The following is a 16,483-nucleotide window of genomic DNA, read 5'->3' on the forward strand; positions in this document are numbered from 1 at the left end:
TTAGCTGAGTCAGGAGATGCGGATGTTAAAGCGTGAAATGAACATTGCCGATTATGATGCCGAACTGTGGCAGGCTATGGAGCAGGAAAAAGTACGTCAGGAAGAGCACATCGAACTGATCGCCTCCGAAAACTACACCAGTCCGCGCGTTATGCAGGCGCAGGGCTCTCAGCTGACCAACAAATATGCTGAAGGGTATCCGGGCAAGCGTTACTACGGCGGCTGTGAATACGTCGACGTGGTTGAACAGCTGGCAATCGACCGCGCGAAAGAACTGTTCGGCGCTGACTATGCTAACGTCCAGCCGCACTCCGGCTCCCAGGCTAACTTTGCCGTCTACACCGCGCTGCTGCAGCCGGGCGACACCGTGCTCGGTATGAACCTGGCGCAGGGCGGCCACCTGACTCACGGCTCTCCGGTTAACTTCTCCGGCAAACTGTACAACATCATCCCTTACGGTATCGATGAGTCCGGTAAAATTGACTATGACGACATGGCGAAGCAGGCTCAGGAACACAAACCGAAGATGATCATCGGTGGTTTCTCCGCTTACTCCGGTATCGTTGACTGGGCGAAAATGCGTGAAATCGCTGACAGCATCGGCGCTTACCTGTTCGTCGATATGGCGCATGTGGCAGGCCTGATTGCCGCTGGCGTGTACCCGAACCCGGTTCCGCATGCTCACGTTGTGACCACCACCACCCACAAAACCCTGGCGGGTCCGCGCGGCGGCCTGATTCTGGCGAAAGGCGGTAGCGAAGAGCTGTACAAAAAACTGAACTCTGCCGTGTTCCCAAGCGCGCAGGGCGGCCCGCTGATGCACGTTATCGCGGCGAAAGCGGTGGCGCTGAAAGAAGCGATGGAGCCAGAGTTTAAAGTTTACCAGCAGCAGGTTGCGAAAAACGCTAAAGCGATGGTGGAAGTGTTCCTGAACCGCGGCTACAAAGTGGTGTCTGGCGGTACTGAGAACCACCTGTTCCTGCTGGACCTGGTGGATAAAAACCTGACCGGTAAAGAAGCTGACGCTGCCCTGGGCCGCGCCAACATCACCGTCAACAAAAACAGCGTGCCGAACGATCCGAAGAGCCCGTTCGTAACCTCCGGTATCCGTATCGGTTCTCCGGCAGTGACTCGCCGCGGCTTTAAAGAAGCGGAAGTCAAAGAGCTGGCTGGCTGGATGTGTGACGTGCTGGACAATATCAATGACGACGCGGTCATTGAGCGCGTGAAAGGTAAAGTGCTGGATATCTGCGCCCGCTTCCCGGTATATGCGTAAGCGTTAGCGTTGACATCAAAAAGGCCGCGTATGCGGCCTTTTTTGCGTCTGGAGATTAGCGGCGGTCGAGGGAGATCGCCCCGGGGCCGGTTATTGCCAGCAGCAGGAAAGCGCCGGCGATGCTGACGTTTTTCCAGAAGTTAATCATGTTCGGCAATACCGCATCGCCAGTCATATCCCAGTAGTGATGGCCAATCACCGCCGTGCCCAGGGTGTAGAAAATAAAGATGACCGCCAGCGGGCGGGTGAAAAAGCCGAGCACAATCAGAATCGCGGCAGGCACTTCCATAATGACGGCGATAATCGCCGCCAGGGTCGGCATCGGCGCGCCGGAGGCGGCCATGTACTGCACCGTACCGTCAAAGCCCAGCAGTTTGGGGTAGCCAAAAAGAATAAACAGAATCACCACGGCGATGCGGGCGATAAGCAGCAACAGAGAGCGGGAAGCGCCAAAATCAAAATAGCGGAGTGTGTTCATAATCAGCTCGTTATGAGAGACGTGTGATTTAAACGTAATACACAAATTTGCGCTCCGCCACGTTCGTTTATGACTAAACCAGCGTCTGCAATTGCTCCTCAACGTACAGATAACCTATCCCCATCAGCTGCTGGGCGCGTGTCAGCTGGCCAAAGCCAATTTGGGTGGCGTGCGCTCGCGGCGTATCCCGGTGGTCAAAGGGGTTGAAACCCGTTTGTTTGACGATACTTTCCAGCCACTGCTCACCGAAGGCGCAGCTGCGCCCGTAAAGCCAGATTTGATTAATATTTAATATATTCAGGAAATTATAGAGGCTTAAGCCAATCGCGTTGGCAGCGTTATCAACCCATGCGCGAATTTGCACATCTCCCTCTTTCCAGGCCTCAATGAGCGACGCCGTGGTTAACTGCTCGGGGGCGAGCGTTGCTTCAGGCTGCGTTTTGAGCCACATTCGGGCCTGTTTTTTCAGCGCGCTGAGAGAGGCGACGGTTTCGAGGCAACCGTATCTTCCGCAGTCGCAGGCGTTGCCGTCAGGATTGACAATCGTATGCCCAATCTGCCCGCTGCCGTACAGACTGCCGCGATAAATATGATCGTTAATCACAAATGACGAGCCGATACCGTAGTCGACGTTGATCACGCAAAAATCCTGCTGTGTACCCTGATGCTGCCACTTCTCCGCCAGCGCCAGCATCACGCAGTCGTTATCCACCCGAACCTGCACGCCAAGCCGCTCCTCAAGCAGATACTTTATTTCGATCGGTGTTTTCCAGCGTGCCTGGGGCATGGTTTGTGAAACGCCGGTAATCGGATCAACCTGTCCATGCACGCCAAGGGCGAGATTGATGCTGTGCTGCGGGTAGCGGCGGTGGATATGCCGCCAGCATTCAACGATGGCCTCAAGCAGGGCCTGAGGAGTGGGCGCGTTGACCGGCAAATGCTGATGGCCATCCACTGCCAGCAGGCGGGCGTCGGCAAGCTGATATTCAATGCTGGTCGGGGTGATATTCATGCACAGTGTCCAGGCGCCGTGCTCGGGGATCTGGTAGCTGCCGCTGTTCACGCCCCGTTTGCTCAAGTGTTCCGTTGAGTGACCGATCAATCCCTCGCTAAGCAGCTCGGCCAGAATATTGCTCACCGCCGGAATGGAGAGACCGGTGAGTTGAGAGAGCTGTGATTTACTGAGCTGCTTTTCCCGCCACAGATGGGAAAGAAAAATCGACTTATTGGCCTGCCGGACCCGGGCGTTATTAAAGCCAGTACGCTGCATACACTTAACTCCTTTAACTATATTGCGTGAGTATTGCGCATTTTAACAGCGAATTGGCGATATAGACTCCTGTTATTGCAACTTTTACTTCGTTTTGTTTAGTGGAGGCATCATGTACGGTTCGGTTAAGGTCTGGCAGGAAATCATTTCATTACCAACGTGGACGACGGGCGCGGAAGATCCGAACCCTATGTTTCTGGAAAAACGTGTTTATCAAGGTTCTTCCGGCAGCGTCTATCCCTACGGCGTGATTGATACCCTGACCGGCGAACGCGAAATGCGCGATTATCAGGCAGTGTGGATGGAGAATGATTTCCTTCGGGTCATGCTGCTACCGGAGCTTGGCGGCCGTATTCACCGGGCATATGACAAAGTCAAACAACGTGATTTCGTCTATTACAATGAGGTGGTTAAGCCAGCCCTGGTAGGGCTGCTCGGGCCCTGGATCTCCGGCGGAATCGAATTTAACTGGCCGCAACATCACCGGCCGACGACCTTTAAGCCGGTCGATTTTTCTATTCAGCAGGGAGAAAACGGCGCGCAGACCGTATGGATGGGGGAAGCGGAGCCCATGCGCGGTTTGCAGGTTATGGCCGGGTTTACGCTCTATCCTGACCGCGCGCTGATTGAAATCACTGGCAAGATCTTCAATGGTAACGCCACGCCGCGCCATTTCCTGTGGTGGGCCAACCCTGCAGTAAAAGGCGGCGATGCCCACCAGAGTGTATTCCCACCCGATGTCACCGCTGTATTCGACCATGGTAAGCGTGATGTTTCCGCTTTCCCGATTGCCACCGGTACCTACTACAAAGTGGACTATTCTGCGGGGGTTGATATCTCCCGTTATAAAAACGTCCCGGTACCCACTTCGTATATGGCGGAGAAGTCGGATTACGATTTTGTCGGCGCTTATCATCATGACGAGCGAGGCGGGTTACTGCATGTTGCCGATCACCATGTCTCTCCTGGCAAGAAACAGTGGAGCTGGGGGTACGGGGATTTTGGCCAGGCCTGGGATCGAAATCTGACTGATGAAAATGGCCCTTATATTGAGCTGATGACCGGCGTCTTCACCGATAACCAGCCTGACTTTACGTGGCTTGCGCCTTATGAAGAGAAGGTGTTTGTGCAAAATTTCCTTCCCTACAGCGAGTTAGGGATGGTGCAAAATGCCAATACACAGCTGGCACTGAAGCTGGTTCGCGAGTCTGGGCAACTGCAGCTTGGCGTATATGCCATTGCTCCGCTAAATCATATCGTGGTTGAACTCAGCGCTGACCATCAGCCATTGTACGAAACTCAGCTGACGCTGAAGCCCGGTGAGAGCTGGCAGCAGACGCTGCCGGAAAATGGCGTCGGGCGCTTAACCCTCAAAGTGAAAACCGCCGAGAACCAGCCGCTGCTGGATTATCAGGAACATATTACCCAACAGACGCCGCTGCCCGAACCAGCTATAGCGCCCGCGTTACCGGAAGCGATCCACAATGGCGACGAGCTCTATTTTATCGGCCAGCACCTTGAACAATACAACCACGCAAGCCGCTACGCCGGGGATTACTATCGTCGGGCGGTTGAGCTCGATCCGCAGGATTATCGCAATAATGTTGCCCTCGGTACCCTGGCGTTCAACAGTGCCGACTGGGCGCTGGCGGAACAGTGTGCCCGTGCTGCGCTACAGCGCGCGCATCGTTTGAATAAGAACCCGCGAGATGGCGAAGCCAGTATGCTGCTTGCCAGCGTGCTGGAAAGGATGGGGGATGATGCAGGCGCCTGGGATCACTATTACAAAGCCTCCTGGAGCGGTAACTGCCGTGACGCCGCCTGGTGGTCGCTGGCGCGGCTGGCGATGAAGCGCGGTGATGTTGCCGATGCGCTGGAAAAAGTAAACACCAGTCTGCGGTTCAACGCCAGCAATCCTCTGGCGATGGGGTTGAAAGCGCTGGCATTAGCCAACAGTGGGCAGAAGAAAGCAGCGCTGGAGTTTATTTTCGCCTCTCTTGAGCAATACCCATTGAGCTATCCGCTGCACTGCGCGCGCTGGATGATTGAGCGGAGCGACGACGCGCGAGAAACCCTGCTGCGCATCACGGGGCGCAGAGGGGTCAACGCCAGCCTGCTGGCGGGTTGGTTGCTCTCTATCGGACAGACGTCGGCGGTGAAAGAGGTTCTTGCGGTTCTGGACAGTCAGGAAGCGCTGCCGATGCTCTGGCGTGCGTCGCTAAGTGATGATGCCAATGAACGCCAACAGTTTATTGCCGCCGCCGAGCACTGCCATGCGCACAATGTTCGTTTCCCTAACTCGCTCGATGAAGTTCAGATGCTGCAGTCGCTGGGCGACAGCGCTTTTGCCCGCTATCTACTCGGTTGCTTCTGGTACAGCAAACGTCGCTATGACGAGGCGGTGAGCTGCTGGCGCGAGACGCTCGAAAAATCTCCCGATTATGCGCCCGCTCATCGTCTGCTGGGCGTTTACTCCTGGAATAAACAGCAGGATGCAACGCAGGCGCTGGCTTATCTGCAGCGCGCCGTAGCGCTGGAGCCGGACAATGCGCGCTTCCTGTTTGAACTCGATTTTTTGCAAAAATTACTGGCCAGGCCGGTACATGAGCGACTGACGACGCTGGTGGAACGTAAAGCCGTGGTGCTGAAGCGGGACGACCTGACCGCTGAGCTGCTAAGCCTGTGGAACGCGTCCGGTCATTATGCCGATGCCGCCGCGATTCTGGATACGCGCGTATTCCATCCCTGGGAAGGAGGAGAAGGGAAAATCACCGGCCAGTATTTGCTCAATCAGCTCCATCGGGCATTACAGTTCATCGAGCGTGGGGCGTTTAAACAGGCCACGGACTGTCTGAAAGCCGCATTACGCTATCCCGACAATCTGGGGGAGGGGCGACTGCCTGGGCAAACGGATAACGATATCTGGTATTTGCTGGGCTACTGCGCAGAACAGGCTGGGGATGCGCAGCAGGCGGCGGAATATTACCAGCTTGCCCGGCAAGGGGGCTCAACGCTGGACGCCGGGCGGTACTACAACGATCAACCCGCCGATTATCTTTTCTGGCAGGGCATTGCGCTGCGTAAGAGCGGTAACCCAGCGCAGGCCGAGCAGCACTTTCGCCATTTTATCGACTGGGCCGCGCAGCATCGGGATGACGTTCCGCAAGTCGATTTTTTTGCCGTCTCTCTTCCGGACCTGGTGGTTCTCGATGTATCAGCGCAGCAGAGACATCAGCAGCACTGCTTGTTTATTGAAGCTTTGGGCCATCTGGGGCTGGGCAACGTATCCGCCTGCCAGCAGAGGATGCAGCAGCTTCTGCAAATAAATCCGGCTCATGATAAGGCGCATCTGATTCGCCATGCCCTGCAAAGCGGCATTTTTTCCTGAACCTCAATGGGCGGGCTCGGCCCGCCTGAACCCTACTGTTCCCTGCGTTTCCCTTATAGAGGAATCATTATGAACAACGCGCAGACACATCTCAAAATGGGCTACGTCTGGACGATTTGTCTGGTCGCCGCCTGCGGTGGTTTACTGTTTGGCTATGACTGGGTGGTGATTGGCGGCGCTAAGCCATTTTATGAAGCCTGGTTTTCAATTACGGACCCGGCGCAGTCCGGCTGGGCGATGAGCTCAGCGCTGTTGTGCTGTATTTTCGGCGCATTAATTTCGGGATGGTGCGCAGACAAACTGGGGCGCAAGCTGCCATTAATTCTTTCCGCCGTGCTGTTCAGCGCGTCGGCCTGGGGGACGGCGGTCGCCAGTCATTTCGATATGTTTGTGGTTTACCGCATTGTGGGCGGCGTAGGGATTGGTCTGGCTTCCGCTCTCAGCCCGCTTTACATTGCCGAAGTCAGTCCGGCAGAGAAAAGAGGGCGTTTTGTCGCGGTCAATCAGCTCACCATCGTGATTGGCGTACTGGCCGCTCAGTTAATCAATCTGATGATTGCTGAACCGGTGGAGCCGGGGGCGACGCAGCAGATGATTGTGGACAGCTGGAATGGGCAGATGGGCTGGCGCTGGATGTTCGGTGCGGAACTGGTGCCGGCGCTGGCGTTTCTGGTCCTGATGTTTTTTGTCCCCGAGTCGCCGCGCTGGCTCATGAAGGCCGGTAAACCGGAGCGCGCCCGGGCTGCGCTGGAACGCATTGGTTCTGCCGACTATGCCGACAGGATCCTGCGTGAAATCGCGCATACCCTGGAAAAGGATAACAATAAAGTCTCCTATGGCGCGCTGTTGGCTCCCCAGGTGAAACCGATTGTGATCATTGGCATGGTGCTCGCCATATTCCAGCAGTGGTGTGGGATTAACGTCATCTTTAACTACGCGCAGGAGATTTTTGCCTCGGCGGGGTTCGATATTAACAGCACGCTGAAATCGATCGTCGCGACGGGCGTCGTTAATCTGGTCTTTACCATTGCGGCGCTGCCGCTGGTGGATAAAATCGGTCGCCGTAAATTAATGCTGCTTGGCGCTTCGGGATTGACGCTGATCTATGTGCTGATCGCCGGCGCTTACGCCATGGGCATTATGGGGTGGCCGGTACTGTTGCTGGTGCTGGCGGCGATTGCTATTTATGCGTTGACCCTGGCGCCGGTGACCTGGGTGCTGCTGGCGGAGATTTTTCCCAACCGCGTACGTGGACTCGCGATGTCTTTAGGTACCCTGGCGCTGTGGATCGCCTGTTTCCTGTTAACCTATACTTTCCCGCTGCTTAATGCCGGTCTGGGCGCGGCAGGAAGCTTCCTGCTGTATGGTGTCATTTGCGCTGCCGGCTACCTCTATATCCTGCGCAACGTCCCGGAAACGAAAGGTATCACCCTCGAAGCGCTGGAAGAGCAGCTGGCGCAGCGTCATACGGGCGTTAATGCGGCGAAGCAGGAGCAGATGCGCTAATGGCGGAAGAGTGGATTCTGGAGAACGCGCATCTGCGGATGTGCGTCTCTTCTCTGGGCGGCAAAGTGCAAAGTTTATTCTCGCGGCAATATCAAGCGCCGGTGCTATATGAAAATCCCGCCGGCGGCATGTTTCCGATGCTGCCATTGGCCAATCGCGTCGCCGGCAACCGTTTTATTTTTCATGGGCAGGAGATTGTCCTGCCTCGCCACCATGCCGACGAGTATTTCTTTCTTCACGGTGACGGCTGGTTACAGCGCTGGGATATTATTGAGTGCGGCGCCGAGTATTGTGTATTACAGCTGCGTCGGCAGCATGCCTGCGGTTTCGATTATCTGGCGCAGCTCCGCTACCAGTTGCTGCGTAACCAGCTGATAGCGGAGCTAACGCTTACCCACTATGGGGAGGTCCCTGCGCTTTACGGCTGCGGCTTTCATCCCTTTTTCCCTTTCGATGAACGCAGCAAGGTTCAGTTCCAGGTCAGCGGTTACTGGCCGGAAGGGGAGAATCATTTACCTCTCAACTGGCAAGGAAACTTGCCCGACTATGCCAATTTCAGCGTGGCTCAGTTCGGTGAAGATCGTTGGCTGAACGTGGGTTATTCCGGCTGGGGCGGGCGGGCGAAGGTAAGTAATGACGTGATGAATATCACAATTCTATCGCAAACTCCGTGGTTGATGCTGTTCAGAATGCAAGGTGAATCATTCCTTTGCCTCGAGCCGCAAAGCCATCCGGTAAACGCCCACAACATGGACGGGCAGCCGGGGCTGCGAGTTTTAGGCGCGGGAGAGAAGCTGAATTTTTCGCTGAAAATCATCATCGAGGGGGCATAAATAACGAGCTATCAGCAGACAAGAGCATCTTGCGCCCGCCGGGGTTTATCGCCAGACTATCGCCACCATTCGGGAGGAAATCATGGTCTTGCACTCCACGCGCTGGCTGGCGCTCAGTTATTTCACCTACTTTTTTAGCTACGGTATTTTTCTGCCCTTCTGGAGCGTCTGGCTGGCCGGAAACGGGCTGACTCCGGAAACCATCGGCATTTTGCTTGGCGCCGGTCTGGTGGCCCGTTTTCTCGGCAGTCTGCTGATTGCCCCGCGGGTGAGCGATCCCTCCCGGCTGATCGCCGCGCTGCGCGTGCTGGCGCTGTTAACCTTACTCTTCGCGCTGGCCTTCTGGGCCGGCAGCCACGTAGCATGGCTGCTGGCGATCATCATCGGCTTCAACCTGTTCTTTTCGCCGCTGGTGCCGCTGACGGATGCTCTGGCCAATACCTGGCAAAAGCAGATCACCATGGACTATGGCCGGGTGCGGCTATGGGGCTCTATTGCCTTTGTAATTGGTTCGGCGCTGACCGGCAAGCTGGTGAGCCTGTTCGATTACCGGGCGATCCTGCTGATGCTCAGCCTGGGGGTCGCCTCGATGCTGCTCGGCATGCTGCTTAAGCCGTCGGTGATGCCCCAGGGGGAGTCGCGCCAGCAGCAGGGGGCCGGAATGGCGGCCTGGCTGACGCTGGTGCGCCAAAGCTGGCGCTTTCTCGCCTGCGTTTGTCTGCTGCAGGGAGCGCATGCCGCCTACTATGGCTTTAGCGCCATCTACTGGCAGCAGGCCGGCTATTCCGCCTCGGCGGTCGGTTATCTGTGGTCGTTAGGCGTGGTGGCGGAAGTGGTGATCTTCGCGTTGAGTAAAAAGGTGTTCCGCCGCTTCAGCGCCCGCGACCTGCTGTTGCTCTCCGCCGCCTGCGGGCTGATTCGCTGGGGACTGATGGGCTGGACCACGGCGCTGCCGGGACTCATCCTTGCGCAGATCCTTCACTGTGGCACCTTCACGGTGTGTCATCTGGCGGCGATGCGCTATATCGCCGCCCGTCAGGGAAGCGAAGTGATCCGTCTGCAGGCCGTCTACTCCGCGGTGGCGATGGGCGGCAGTATTGCCATCATGACCGTCTTCGCCGGTTTCCTCTATCAGCACCTGCACCAGGGCGTATTCTGGGTGATGGCCCTGCTGACGCTCCCGGCGATGGCTATACGGCCAAAAGCGGTGGCGGCCTAGTCCTCGAGCATGGCGCAGATATGCTGCTGCTGGCGTTCAGTGAAGTAGTTCTCCGCGTGGATCAGCGGCGGCGAAAACAGCGGCAGCGCCGTCGCATAGGGGGTGACGATAAGCGTCACCCCTTTGGGCGCACCTTCCTTCTGAAAGCGCTCTACGCTCTGGTATTTGATATTCAGCGGCAGCAGCGTTAGTTCGCGCAGCTGTTGTTCCAGGGCCTCTTCAATAGCTGGGTTGTCATCGGTTAGCAACAGCACCTGTTTCTCGTGCAGGTCGCTTTTCTGCATCAGCCAGGCGCCAAAGATCACCGCGATTAAACCGGTCTCTTCCTCATTAAAACGGATGTGCCAGGCCTCCTCGAATTCGCTCAATGCCGCCTGGGTGGTACGCAGTAAGCGAGGGTAGAGCCGGGTCACTTCCTCTGTGAGCGTGCTGTCGATGCCGATAGCAAACACGCTGCGGATCAACGCCTGCGACAAATGAATATAGAGTTGATCGCTGAGCCCCTGCTCATCACTGAACGCTCTGCCAGCGAGGATCTGAAAGCGGTGGATCAGGCCGGAGATAGCCAGCCGCAGGCGGCGATCGTGCGGGTGACCGTCGCGGACCGGGTCGGGGGTTTTGAGCAACATAAACAGCAGCGAGAGGAAAAAAGGTTCTCCGACATGGGGCGGAGCGCCGACCCGACGCTGCCAGTGGCGGACAATCTCCTGCGCCAGGGTGAACTCGGCGGCGGTTTGAGCCCAGCGTTGCTGTTCCTCATTGAAGTCCGGAGAGTATCCCCGGTGATGTTCGAGCAGACAGTACTGCAGGTACAAGCGCAGAAACTGCACGTCGCGGCAGTCAAACTGGCGATTGAGCGCCCGCGCGCAGCGGTTCACCAGCGCCTGCAGATTGGTATCATCGTATAAGGTGCGGGCAATGCCTTCCTGTTTAAGCTGCGTTTTCAGCGCCGGGGTAAAATGATGATTAACGAACTGTGGGCAGAGGCGCAGCCCCCGCCGCAGCGCATGCAGCAGACATAAACGTTGGTCGAGCGCGGCGCCTTCAATCCGATAGCTGCCGTCCACCTGTGACTGGAGGGTCAAACGGTGGTAACGCTGAATTTCGCGTCCGGTCTCCTCAATATCCTGCCGGGCCGTGGTCTCATCAACGAGGTTGATCCTGCCAAGCCGTTCAGTCGTCACCGACTGTCCGGGCAGATAAAACATCAGGAGCACCTGGCTACGGCGCTGTGGACTGGAAAGCGCAGATGGTGGTTCAATGACGGTCATCATCTGGTAAGTTCCAGTTAGGGTTTCCGCTAAGGATAGACAATGACCGCGGCGTGGGCAGGGAAGAGCGTCCGCTTTTACTCAGGATTGCTGGCGAAGTTCACAGAATTTTTCACGTGAGGAACAGATGAACAGAGTGAAACAATGCACAAGCGCGGCGTTTTTCATGGTTTTATCATGGTCGGCCGCTGCGCATCCGCATAGCTTCATCAGCCTGCAAAGCGAGCCGGTGGTCAAGGACGGTCTGCTGAGCGCCTTTAAAATGCGCTGGACGATGGATGAAATTACCTCATCGGATCTGCTCTATGATGCCGGAAACGCCAAACCGGGCAGCGAAGTCTGGAAAAAGCTGGCGGCGGAGGTGATGGCCAACGTGCTCGGTCAGCACTATTTCAGCGAGCTGTGGCATAACGGTCAGCGGGTTAAATTTGACAATCGTCCCGACGGTTACGGCCTCGAACGTGACGGACTGCAGGCGGTACTCACCTTTACTCTGCCGCTGGCGACGCCGCAACCCATTGCCGGGCAGACGTTTACCTTTTCCACCTTCGACCCGACCTACTACGTCGATATGTTTTATGACAAGGATAGCGATTTTTCCCTGCCCGCAGGGTTGCGGGCCGCCTGTAAGGCAACGGTGATGACGCCAAAACCGAACGACAAAATGCTCTCATACGCCCAGTCGCTGGATAAAGCGGATGCGCCGCCGGAGGATATGGCGCTGGGCAGCTATTTTGCCCAGAAGGTGACCCTGACATGTCAGTAATTTTTACTCCGCGCGCGCGATCTTCGCGCTGGAAAGCGCTGTGGCCGCTGGCGCTGTTGCTGGCGGTGAGCATCATCGGCGGCATCTGGCTGTGGCGGGCGTGGCCGCAGGTGCTGATGCAGAGCGCAGTCTGGCAGCGTTCGCTCAACCTGGAACTCAGCCGCCTGCTGCAGGCGGTGGCGGAGAACCCGGCGGCGGCAGGGCTGTCGCTGCTGGGGTTTAGCTTTGTTTACGGGGTGCTCCATGCCTTAGGGCCCGGCCACGGTAAAATTGTCATTACGACCTGGCTTGCCACCCATCCCGCGAAGCTGAAATCAAGCATTGGCCTGACGCTGGCCGCCTCTTTATTACAGGGGCTGGTGGCCATCGCGCTGGTGGTCGTGGTGCTGGCGCTGCTGCAGCTGCCGGCGCGCCAGCTGCACCTCAGCAGTTTCTGGCTGGAGAAGGGGAGCTATTTGCTGGTGGGTGCGTTAGGGCTGCTGCTGTGCTGGCGGGCGTTAAAAAAGCTGCGTCTGCTGCTGCGCCGGCCAACGTTTACCGCTTTTACCCCGCATCATGTTCATAACGAACACTGCGGCTGCGGGCATCAGCATCTCCCGGCCCCGGAGCAGCTGCAGGCCGGCGACGACTGGCGGGCTCGCGCCGCGATTGTCCTGTCGATGGGCATGCGTCCCTGCTCGGGGGCGATCATGGTTCTGCTGTTCAGCAAGGTAATCGGCGTTTTTGGCTGGGGGATGGCGGCGGCGCTGGCGATGGCGGCGGGAACCTCGTTGACTATCACGGCGCTGGCGCTGTTGGTGCATGGGTTCCGCCAACTGGCGATCCGCCTCAGTCGCCATCAGGCGCCAGCGTTATGGAAGCAGGTTAGTTGGGCGACGCTGGCGCTGGCCGGCGGCGTCATATTGCTGGCGGCGGCAGGGGTGATGTGGCTCAGCGCCGTCCCTGCCGGCGGTGGGATCCGTCCGTTTTAGACAGACGCCGGGCGCAAATCCTAAAGTGGGCGCCAGCGCTTGCCGCTGGCGAAGCGATGCTCTAGTTTTCCGCTTTTCGGCGGATGACAAGGAGTCGCTATGGCCGCAAATATCGTTTCTCCCGCGCAGAGCGGGCGGTTCTATTATGGCTGCGCCGGCGCCGCCGGGCTGCTGGCGGGCCTGGCGATCATATTCTGGTTTCCAGCCCTGGCCAGCTGGTGGCCGTCAGATCTGGTGCGTGTCTACCACGCCATGCCGTATGTTATGCGATTCGGGGTGGCGAGTGTCGCGGATATTCCGCTGGTGGCCTACGCCACCCTAACGCTGTCGGGCTTCGTGCTGGCCTTTTGTCATCCCGGTCACAGTAAACTGCCCATTGTTGCCTGGGCTGTGCATAACCAGCCCTCGCCGCGGGAGATGGTCGACTGGATCCTGCGCAGCTGGGTGTTGCAGTTCGGTTTTCTGGTGATCATTTTCTGGCGTTTCGCGTTTATGGGTAAGCTAAGCAGCGACAGGCTAATGCAGATCGTGGGCATCTTTAACGACGTATGCTATCTGGCCACGCTGGTGCTGGCTGGAATACTGCTGCGCGACGGCTGGCGCGACTTTCAGGGCGTTGCCGCACCGGCAGGGAATATTCGCATTCCGCTGATCTTTGCCCTGAGCTTTTATCTGCCGTTTCAGCTGGTATGGATTTTACTCAGTGCGCAGCAGTATGAGCTGCCGCTGTGGGGATGGCTGCTGCTGGTTCCGGCGATGGTCGGCGTGCTGTTAGCCCGCCTGGCGACGGTAGGGATAGCGCTGTGTTTCCGGCGCTGGCTGGGGACGCAGGGCTGTCTGCGCTGGCGCGGACCGCTGGCCTTATTTAGCGGCCTGACGGTGCTCTGTATTGGCGGCAATGCGGTGATTCGCCAGATCCTCAACATGATAAAATGACATAAAAAAAGGAAGCCGCGGCTTCCTTTTTGACATCAGTAAGAGATTAACGCTTCAGCGCGTCGCTCAGCTGCTCGCGCATGTTCGCCAGCATCGCTTTCACCACGCGCGGGTTACCGGCAACGATGTTGCCCGTCAGCATATAGTTATGACCGCCGGTGAAGTCGCAGACAATCGCGCCAGCTTCACGGGCGATCAGCTCGCCTGCGGCGAAATCCCATGGTTTCAGGGCGATCTCAAAGTAACCGTCAACGCGGCCGGCGGCCACATAGGCCAGATCCAGCGCGGCAGAGCCGGTGCGACGGAAGTCGGCACATTCGGTAAACATGTTGCCGAGAATATTCATGTAGGTGGTGGCGTGCTGCTTCGCTTTGAACGGGAAGCCGGTCGCGATAATGGTGCCGTCGAGGTCGCGAGCGTTGCTGCCGCGCAGACGGTAGCCGTTCAGCTGCGCGCCCTGGCCGCGGGTCGCGGTAAACAGTTCGTTACGCATCGGATCGTAGACCACCGCGACTTCAGTACGACCTTTGATGCGTACGGCGATGGAAACAGAGAAGTGCGGCAGACGTTTAACGAAGTTGGTGGTGCCATCCAGTGGATCGATAACCCATTGAACATCCTGCTCTTCGCCAGCGTGTTCACCGCTTTCTTCGGTGATAATGGTGTGCTGCGGGTAAGATTTGCGAATGGTTTCGATAATAATCGCTTCGGCGGCTTTATCGACGTTGGTCACAAAATCATTGCTGCCTTTCTGGCTGGTTTCTACGGTGTCTGGCGTTTCGTAGTGTTTGGCAATTAAATTACCCGCCTTGCGCGCGGCGCGCACGGCGATGTTCAGCATCGGATGCATCGGTCTCTCTCACTGGATGTTAAAGAACGGGAAAAAACGGCGCATATAATAGCAGCCAAATCTGCTTATGTCTCCGTTTTATGGTAGCATGCACGAATAATCTTTAGCCGAAGAACCATAATGCTGCAAAATATTCGAATCGTACTGGTAGAAACCTCCCATACCGGCAACATGGGCTCCGTAGCCCGCGCGATGAAAACCATGGGCTTAACTAACCTGTGGCTGGTCAATCCGCTGGTCAAACCTGATTCGCAGGCGATAGCCCTGGCCGCGGGCGCCAGCGACGTGATCGGCAACGCGCAGATTGTCGATACCCTTGATGAAGCGCTGGCAGGCTGTAGCCTGGTGGTTGGCACCAGCGCGCGCTCCCGCACGCTGCCGTGGCCGATGCTCGACCCGCGCGAATGCGGTCTGAAAAGCGTCGCCGAAGGTCAGCATGCGCCGGTGGCGCTGGTCTTTGGCCGCGAGCGCGTTGGTCTGACCAACGATGAACTGCAGAAGTGCCACTATCACGTGGCGATCGCCGCCAACCCGGAGTACAGCTCGCTGAACCTGGCGATGGCGGTGCAGGTTATCGCCTATGAAGTGCGGATGGCCTGGCTGGCGGCGCAGGAGCAAGCGCAGCCGGCGGTTGAGCATGAAGAGGCGCCGTACCCGCTGGTGGACGATCTGGAGCGATTCTACGACCATCTTGAGCAGACGCTGCTGGCGACGGGCTTTATCCGCCCGAATCATCCGGGGCAGGTGATGAACAAGCTGCGTCGTCTGTTCACCCGCGCGCGTCCGGAAAGCCAGGAGTTGAACATCCTGCGCGGCATGCTGGCGTCTATTGAGCAGCAGAATAAAGGTAAGTAACCGCGTTAACGCCGGATGGCGCTTCGCTTATCCGGGCTACGAATCGGGCTCGCCTGGCGGGATGAAGGTATCAGGCTATGCGGAAGTAAAACGGCACGGAAAGCCAAATACCTGACTAAAACAGTCAAGTAAATAGTTGACCAAATTACTCGGGAATGTCAGACTTGGCCCTGCTATGCAATACCCATATTAATAAAAAGCCCGGCCAGGGGCGAGTTTGAGGTTAAGTAAGACATGAGACTGACATCTAAAGGGCGTTATGCCGTGACCGCGATGCTTGACGTTGCGCTCAACTCTGAAACGGGCCCGGTGCCGTTGGCAGATATTTCAGAGCGTCAGGGAATTTCGCTTTCCTATCTGGAACAGCTGTTCTCTCGCCTGCGTAAAAATGGCCTGGTTTCCAGCGTTCGTGGCCCAGGTGGTGGTTATCTGTTAGGTAAAGATGCCGGCAGTATCGCCGTCGGCGAAGTCATTAGCGCCGTGGACGAATCCGTTGACGCCACCCGTTGCCAGGGCAAGGGCGGCTGTCAGGGCGGCGATAAATGCCTGACTCACGCGCTGTGGCGCGACCTGAGCGAGCGCCTGACCGGCTTCCTGAACAATATCACCCTCGGGGAACTGGTGAATAACCAGGAGATCCTCGATGTTTCCGGTCGTCAGCATCAGCACGAAACCCAGCGCAATGCGCGCACCCAGGACGCGATTGACGTTAAACTGCGCGCCTGAGTGACCCGTCCCGTTTCGGGCTGCGGCTGACAGGGCAAGGCGGCGCGAAACGGCGGGACAACGATTATAAAGAGCTTTCAGAATCAGGCCGGGATGCTCCGACATTCCGTGTACTCGGTCGTACATCAAGCCGGTTGC

Annotated in this window: 14 protein-coding genes; 10 read left to right on the forward strand and 4 right to left on the reverse strand. The window is 57.4% G+C overall.

The features are described 5' to 3' along the window. Nucleotides 1-22 precede the first annotated feature (22 nt). Entirely contained in the window at nt 23-1,276 is a 1,254-nt protein-coding gene (gene glyA / locus OHJ17_RS06340; protein WP_002914027.1) for a serine hydroxymethyltransferase, read from the forward strand. Nucleotides 1,277-1,331: 55 nt separating this feature from the next. On the opposite strand, the gene OHJ17_RS06345 is transcribed toward glyA, so the two are convergent. Beyond that, nucleotides 1,332-1,754 (reverse strand): DoxX family protein, encoded by a 423-nt coding sequence (locus OHJ17_RS06345; RefSeq protein WP_004197379.1) that lies wholly within the window; start codon nt 1,752-1,754, stop codon nt 1,332-1,334. A gap of 73 nt (nt 1,755-1,827) precedes the next feature. Next, a complete protein-coding gene (locus OHJ17_RS06350; RefSeq protein WP_004174823.1) occupies nt 1,828-3,024 on the reverse strand; it encodes an ROK family transcriptional regulator in 1,197 nt (398 codons plus the stop codon). A gap of 112 nt (nt 3,025-3,136) precedes the next feature. Between OHJ17_RS06350 and OHJ17_RS06355 the strand changes: the two genes are divergently transcribed. From OHJ17_RS06355 to OHJ17_RS06370, 4 genes are all read left to right on the forward strand, one after another. Then, nucleotides 3,137-6,412 carry a DUF5107 domain-containing protein gene (locus OHJ17_RS06355; protein ID WP_032433434.1) on the forward strand — a complete coding sequence of 1,092 codons (3,276 nt, stop codon included), beginning with the start codon at nt 3,137-3,139 and terminating at the stop codon, nt 6,410-6,412. Nucleotides 6,413-6,481: 69 nt separating this feature from the next. After that, nucleotides 6,482-7,918 (forward strand): sugar porter family MFS transporter, encoded by a 1,437-nt coding sequence (locus OHJ17_RS06360; RefSeq protein WP_032433432.1) that lies wholly within the window; start codon nt 6,482-6,484, stop codon nt 7,916-7,918. Next, a complete protein-coding gene (locus OHJ17_RS06365; protein WP_002914015.1) occupies nt 7,918-8,751 on the forward strand; it encodes an aldose 1-epimerase in 834 nt (277 codons plus the stop codon). Before OHJ17_RS06360 ends, OHJ17_RS06365 begins: the two co-directional genes overlap by 1 nt. 82 nt (nt 8,752-8,833) lie before the next feature. After that, nucleotides 8,834-9,970 (forward strand): 3-phenylpropionate MFS transporter, encoded by a 1,137-nt coding sequence (locus OHJ17_RS06370; RefSeq protein ID WP_004144329.1) that lies wholly within the window; start codon nt 8,834-8,836, stop codon nt 9,968-9,970. On the opposite strand, the gene csiE is transcribed toward OHJ17_RS06370, so the two are convergent. Next, entirely contained in the window at nt 9,967-11,244 is a 1,278-nt protein-coding gene (gene csiE, locus OHJ17_RS06375) for a stationary phase inducible protein CsiE (RefSeq protein ID WP_002914002.1), read from the reverse strand. The two genes, OHJ17_RS06370 and csiE, sit on opposite strands and share 4 nt — an antisense overlap. Nucleotides 11,245-11,368: 124 nt before the next feature. Between csiE and OHJ17_RS06380 the strand changes: the two genes are divergently transcribed. The 3 genes from OHJ17_RS06380 (at nt 11,369) to OHJ17_RS06390 (ending at nt 13,914) form a co-directional block, all read left to right on the forward strand. Continuing rightward, nucleotides 11,369-12,007: a DUF1007 family protein gene (locus tag OHJ17_RS06380; RefSeq protein ID WP_004151988.1), complete on the forward strand. Its 639-nt coding sequence runs from the start codon at nt 11,369-11,371 to the stop codon at nt 12,005-12,007. Further along, complete coding sequence (locus OHJ17_RS06385) at nt 11,998-12,978, forward strand: nickel/cobalt transporter (protein WP_004185122.1); 981 nt, start codon at nt 11,998-12,000, stop codon at nt 12,976-12,978. The genes OHJ17_RS06380 and OHJ17_RS06385 overlap by 10 nt, the downstream gene beginning before the upstream one ends. A 99-nt stretch (nt 12,979-13,077) precedes the next feature. After that, on the forward strand, nt 13,078-13,914 hold the full coding sequence (locus tag OHJ17_RS06390) for a hypothetical protein (protein WP_021440564.1): 837 nt from the start codon (nt 13,078-13,080) through the stop codon (nt 13,912-13,914). A 46-nt stretch (nt 13,915-13,960) separates the two neighbouring features. Here the strand turns inward: OHJ17_RS06390 and suhB are convergent, their stop codons facing one another. Beyond that, on the reverse strand, nt 13,961-14,764 hold the full coding sequence (gene suhB, locus OHJ17_RS06395) for an inositol-1-monophosphatase (protein ID WP_002913995.1): 804 nt from the start codon (nt 14,762-14,764) through the stop codon (nt 13,961-13,963). Nucleotides 14,765-14,884: 120 nt separating this feature from the next. Here suhB and trmJ point away from each other — a divergent pair, with 120 nt between their 5' ends. Continuing rightward, nucleotides 14,885-15,619, forward strand: coding sequence for a tRNA (cytosine(32)/uridine(32)-2'-O)-methyltransferase TrmJ (trmJ, locus tag OHJ17_RS06400; protein ID WP_002913994.1), 735 nt, complete (start codon nt 14,885-14,887; stop codon nt 15,617-15,619). Between the two features lie 234 nt (nt 15,620-15,853). Continuing rightward, complete coding sequence (iscR, locus tag OHJ17_RS06405; RefSeq protein WP_002913993.1) at nt 15,854-16,345, forward strand: Fe-S cluster assembly transcriptional regulator IscR; 492 nt, start codon at nt 15,854-15,856, stop codon at nt 16,343-16,345. Nucleotides 16,346-16,483: the final 138 nt, after the last annotated feature.

The sequence above is a fragment of the Klebsiella sp. KP20-425-1 genome, from assembly GCF_025813515.1.
Classification (GTDB): domain Bacteria; phylum Pseudomonadota; class Gammaproteobacteria; order Enterobacterales; family Enterobacteriaceae; genus Klebsiella; species Klebsiella pneumoniae.

Bases quoted from the DNA above. Each gene is read 5' to 3' on its own strand.
- glyA (WP_002914027.1), top strand. From the start codon at position 23: ATGTTAAAGCGTGAAATGAACATTGCCGATTATGATGCCGAACTGTGG.
- csiE (WP_002914002.1), bottom strand. From the start codon at position 11,244: ATGATGACCGTCATTGAACCACCATCTGCGCTTTCCAGTCCACAGCGC.
- suhB (WP_002913995.1), bottom strand. From the start codon at position 14,764: ATGCATCCGATGCTGAACATCGCCGTGCGCGCCGCGCGCAAGGCGGGT.
- OHJ17_RS06370 (WP_004144329.1), top strand. From the start codon at position 8,834: ATGGTCTTGCACTCCACGCGCTGGCTGGCGCTCAGTTATTTCACCTAC.
- OHJ17_RS06365 (WP_002914015.1), top strand. From the start codon at position 7,918: ATGGCGGAAGAGTGGATTCTGGAGAACGCGCATCTGCGGATGTGCGTC.
- OHJ17_RS06345 (WP_004197379.1), bottom strand. From the start codon at position 1,754: ATGAACACACTCCGCTATTTTGATTTTGGCGCTTCCCGCTCTCTGTTG.
- OHJ17_RS06350 (WP_004174823.1), bottom strand. From the start codon at position 3,024: ATGCAGCGTACTGGCTTTAATAACGCCCGGGTCCGGCAGGCCAATAAG.
- OHJ17_RS06360 (WP_032433432.1), top strand. From the start codon at position 6,482: ATGAACAACGCGCAGACACATCTCAAAATGGGCTACGTCTGGACGATT.
- OHJ17_RS06355 (WP_032433434.1), top strand. From the start codon at position 3,137: ATGTACGGTTCGGTTAAGGTCTGGCAGGAAATCATTTCATTACCAACG.
- iscR (WP_002913993.1), top strand. From the start codon at position 15,854: ATGAGACTGACATCTAAAGGGCGTTATGCCGTGACCGCGATGCTTGAC.
- OHJ17_RS06385 (WP_004185122.1), top strand. From the start codon at position 11,998: ATGTCAGTAATTTTTACTCCGCGCGCGCGATCTTCGCGCTGGAAAGCG.
- OHJ17_RS06380 (WP_004151988.1), top strand. From the start codon at position 11,369: ATGAACAGAGTGAAACAATGCACAAGCGCGGCGTTTTTCATGGTTTTA.
- trmJ (WP_002913994.1), top strand. From the start codon at position 14,885: ATGCTGCAAAATATTCGAATCGTACTGGTAGAAACCTCCCATACCGGC.
- OHJ17_RS06390 (WP_021440564.1), top strand. From the start codon at position 13,078: ATGGCCGCAAATATCGTTTCTCCCGCGCAGAGCGGGCGGTTCTATTAT.